Raw genomic sequence first — 4,636 nt, 5'->3', positions numbered from 1 at the left:
AATATATAGATAACCTCCTATTTCCGGGTTGCTGGTATATACTGATACGTACTTATTTCGGGTGACAGATGATTAAGGGTATCTTGTATTGAATACTGGTTTCTGGCCGAGCTTTATTGCTCATATTAAATTTACTCTAGCTTTTCTTTTATTGGTTACTTCTATCGAGATGCATGCGAGCTCTGACCAAGCCCGCCACTGCTTCAATTCAGGAGACTATGTCTGCGCCAAAAATATATGGGAGCCATTAGCTTATAAAGGCGATAGCATTGCCCAATTCTATATGGCCCGAATTAATCAGGAAGGTTTAGGTGTCGCTAAGAACATTTCTAATGCGCAGATATGGTACGTAGAAGCCGCTGAGTCAGGCTTGTTGGAAGCGCAAAATAATCTAGCTGTGCTGTATGAGAAAGGTGACGGTTTACCTAGAGATATTAATAAAGCGATAAAGTGGTATACGCTAGCGGCCGAACAGGGCGATACCTCAGCTCAATATAATCTAGCCTTAATTTATTACACCAATGAAGACGTCAAAGACGAAACAAAGGCTAATAGCTGGTTCAAGAAGGCGGCTAAGTTGGGAGACGTTCAAGCTCAGTATAACTTAGCGCTAATGCTCTTAAATGGATTGGGTGTCGAAGCTAAACCGAAAAGGGCTTTGCGTTGGTTGAGACGGGCGGCTGATCATGGGCATATACTGTCTCAGTATCAACTAGGCAGAATTTATCATTCTGGTGAAGTCTCTGGTAAAAACATAGCTGAAGCCATTAGTTGGTATACCTTGGCAGCCGAACAAGGTGATATCGATTCTCAGCTAAGTTTGGCGCAAATCTATTTACAAGATGGTCCTCAACACGACTCGCATGAATCATTTCGTTGGTTTGAAGTGGCTGCAAAATCAGGAAGTGCTCAGGCTCAGTTTCAATTAGGTCGTTTCTATCAAAGCGGTTTCGGTGTTATTAAGAACTTAAGCAAGGCGCAGCAATTGTATCAACAGGCTTGTAGGCAGAGACTTTCTGTTGCTTGTCAGGCTGGCGCTGCGCTGTAAACTTAGGCTCTTCTTGATAGGCATGGCTTGAGCTATAATGCTCAGTTCGCTCATTAGTTAAAATCCCTTTATGTCTTCTTCCTCATCAGAAAATCCCAACGCATTTACCGCTAACGGCCAGAATTATGAGCTTCAGCGTTATCCTGTTGAAAAGCGTAGTCAGTTGCGTGCCTGGGATGCTGCAGACAGCTACCTGCTTAATCTGGTTGATGACATGGCTGGAAGCTTCAAGCAGCTTTGTATCGTGCACGATAACTTTGGTGCTTTGACGATTCCTTTAATGAAATATAAGCCCCTCTGTTACGGCGACTCATGGATGTCATTAGAAGCAACGCGACAGAACCTCAAGAAGAATGCTGAAGCGAATGACGATAATGTGCTGGACTTTGAGTCGGGTCTTGAGTATCTCGTCAAACGAGAAGAGCGCCCAGACTTAATCATTGGTCGAGTACCTAAATCTAAAAGCCAGCTGGCTTATTTACTCGCTGAACTGAATAAGTGGGCACAAGAAGGCTGTACACTTTTACTTGCAGGTATGGATAAGCACTTAAGCAAAGGTCAGTATGAGTTGCTGGAGAAGTGCTTTGGCCCGGCGAGTTTTTTGCCAGGTGTAAAAAAAGCGCGAGTCTGGAGGGCAGAGGTTGATAAATCTCTGGCGTACGCTTCAGAGCAGAATATATTTGAACAGTGCAAGTCTGTCAGCGTTCCCGATTTTGAATTGAACTTGAAGGCTTTACCAAATGTCTTTAGCAATGATCATTTGGATATTGGCAGTCGCTTCTTTTTGGGGCATTACAAGTGCTTACCGGAGGTTTCACAAGTCGCTGATTTAGCCTGTGGGAATGGGGTACTTGGTTTAGCCTACTTACAGCGCTTTCCTAATGCCCAGATGTTTTTCTATGACGAGTCTTTTCAGGCGGTACAGTCTGCGAAACACAATTTGGCGGTCAATATGCCTACAAACCGTGCTGAGTTTATTGCTTGTGACGGCTTGAGCAAGGCTAAGTCTAATTCATTGGAATTGATTCTTTGTAACCCGCCGTTTCATCAGCAAAATACGGTGAGCACTTCGATAGCCCAATCCTTTTTCAAAGAAGCCAAACGTGCATTGAAAACGGGTGGCGAGGTATGGCTCGTGGCAAATCGGCACCTTGGCTACCATTCTGACTTGAAAAGAATATTTGGTAACTTTGAAAATATCGCAGCGAATAAGAAGTTTGTAATTCTCAAAGCTGGGAAGTAAGCCATTCCTTAAAATATGAATAATATTCATGTTTGTGTTAGTCTGGGATTTTATGATCTCAGGTAGGCTGGACTTTTACTTGGTTTAGACTGCAGATCCAAAAAAATAATAAGACTAGTTGGATAATATGGACGCAAACTATTTTTCTAAGCTATCGCTCGCTCTGAGTCAGGCAGGCCTTGCTAGCCCTGTACTGCTTGTCGATAAATCTTTGTTGGATGAAAATATTGCACGCTTGAAAGAAACCCTAGAAAAAGGGTTTGCCTATCGAGTGGTGGCAAAATCTTTACCCAGTATTCCTATGCTGGAATATATACTGTCCGAAACTAATTCCTCTCGTTTAATGTGCTTTCACCTTCCTTTTCTTATACATATTGCAGAGCATAAATGGCCCGTAAAGCCGGACTTGTTGTTAGGAAAACCTATGCCTGTCATGGCGCTTAGAGCTTTCTATCAGTGGTATGAGAAGCAAGGTGAGCCGCTAGACTTTGAGCCAGCAGAGCAAGTTCAATGGCTGATTGACTCAAATGAACGCTTGAACGAGTACGAGGCTGTTGCTTTAGAGTCAGGGCTCAAGATGAAGGTTAACCTTGAGGTCGACGTGGGTTTGCATCGTGGTGGCTTTGCTGACATGAGTGAGTTTAGGTCTTGTCTAGAGCGTATTAAACAATCTGATTTATTGAGCCTTAGCGGACTAATGGGTTACGACTACCACGTTGCCAAGGCGCTTAATATTTTGGAAGGAAGGGCTGTCGTGGCTCGTGCTGCAAAAAGTAGCTATCAGCGTTTTGTTAATGTGGTTGACGAAGTATTTGGTTCTCATGAAGGGCTATGTTTAAACGCAGGGGGAAGCCCAACTTATTCCTTGTATCAGCAAGGCGATTTTAGGAATGAATTAGCAGTTTCGTCAGCTCTGGTTAAGCCCAGCGACTTTGATATTCCAACTCTGGAGCATCATGTGCCTGCCGCATTTATTGCTGCCCCCATTTTAAAGGTAATTGAAAAACCAAGTTTGCCCATTGCTTCATCTTTATCTCCTTTTTTGCGGAGTGCGAAGCTGTTACCGAAGAAGGCGTGCTTTATTTATGGTGGCAATTGGCTTGCTGATCCGTGCTATCCAGAAGGCTCTGAACGAGTGAAGTTGTACGGTTGCTCAAGCAATCAGGAAATGTATTCGCTTGCAGAGTCTTCTGAGCTAAAGCCTAACGACTATATGTTCTTCCGGCCCAGACAAAGTGAAGCCTTGTTTCTCCAGTTCGGGCAAATAGCTGTCTATGATCAGGGAAAGATTGTTGCTTGGTGGTCTGTATTTGATACCTCAAAAACACCTCGCTGGGAGCAATAGTTGTAGTGATGGGTATTTTCTTTATTCTCGTTTTACTCAGCTTTCCCGCTGTGTTGATTGTCGCTGCTCAGCGCTGGGCCATTCTCGACAAGCTGGGTGTCGTGGTGTTGGCTTTTGCCTCGGGTATTGTGCTATCGGGTTTCAATATCCAGAACTACTTGCCCGGTAGCGATGTGCTCTCGATCCAAACTCAGGTAACTGAAGTCGCCATAGCCTTGGCAATTCCAATGCTGGCTTTTTCAATGGATATTAAGTCTGCTTTTCACTTGGCTGGGCCAACGATTAAAGCCATGATTCTAGCATTGTTTAGCGTGATGATTATCACGACGATTCTGTCTTTACTGTTTGATGGGCGAATAGAGCATTTGTGGCAAGTTGCTGGATTAGCGGTCGGCGCGTATACCGGAGGAGGCCCGAATATGGCGGCTATTAGTGCGGCAATTGAAGGTGAGCAGTCGGTGTTTATTACGATGACCAGCTATGATATTTTGCTGTCGGCCTTATATCTATTATTTGTTGTGAGCCTCGCAAAACCGCTGTTTAGCCGGTTTTTAAAAGCCTTCAATGAAAGCGAAAAGTTGCCCTTGAATAGCACGTCGGGTGGGGGGCTCTTTGATCACTTGAGTGATGAAAGTTCACATGCCTATAAGCAGCTAGTGAGCAAAGAAAATGTTTTAAATGTTGCCTCTGTACTCGGCTTTGCAGTGTTGGCATTGGTTATTGGTATAGGCCTTTCTCAGTTGTTCCCGAAAAGTATGTCTTCAGTAGTGACGATAGTGGCGATTACGAGTGCTGGTCTGGGCTTGTCATTTTTTCCTCAGGTAAAGCGTTTGAAGCAGAGCTTTCATTGCGGCATGTATTTGGTGCTAGTGTTTTGTTTTACCATGGGCACAATGACCAACTTGGAAATTCTAAGTGCTCTGAATGTAGAGTTATTTCTCTTTATCGCCTTGTTATTGGTTGGCACGTTAATTCTGCATGCTAGTTTATGCAAGCTATT

At 43.9% G+C, this 4,636-nt stretch carries 4 protein-coding genes; all 4 read left to right on the top strand.

The features are described from left to right. Positions 1 to 88 precede the first annotated feature (88 nt). Complete coding sequence (locus A3735_RS22160; protein ID WP_068510874.1) at positions 89 to 1,048, top strand: tetratricopeptide repeat protein; 960 nt, start codon at positions 89 to 91, stop codon at positions 1,046 to 1,048. A 70-nt stretch (positions 1,049 to 1,118) separates the two neighbouring features. After that, positions 1,119 to 2,291 carry a methyltransferase gene (locus tag A3735_RS22155; protein WP_068510872.1) on the top strand — a complete coding sequence of 391 codons (1,173 nt, stop codon included), beginning with the start codon at positions 1,119 to 1,121 and terminating at the stop codon, positions 2,289 to 2,291. 127 nt (positions 2,292 to 2,418) lie between these two features. Continuing rightward, complete coding sequence (locus A3735_RS22150; RefSeq protein ID WP_068510870.1) at positions 2,419 to 3,636, top strand: alanine racemase; 1,218 nt, start codon at positions 2,419 to 2,421, stop codon at positions 3,634 to 3,636. An 8-nt stretch (positions 3,637 to 3,644) separates the two neighbouring features. Next, the coding region (locus tag A3735_RS22145) for a DUF819 family protein (protein WP_068638657.1) at positions 3,645 to 4,636 on the top strand (992 nt) is incomplete at its 3' end.

The organism is Oleiphilus sp. HI0061, from assembly GCF_001635675.1.
The sequence above is the reverse complement of the archived record's forward strand: the minus strand, read 5'-3'. Positions and strand labels throughout refer to the sequence as shown.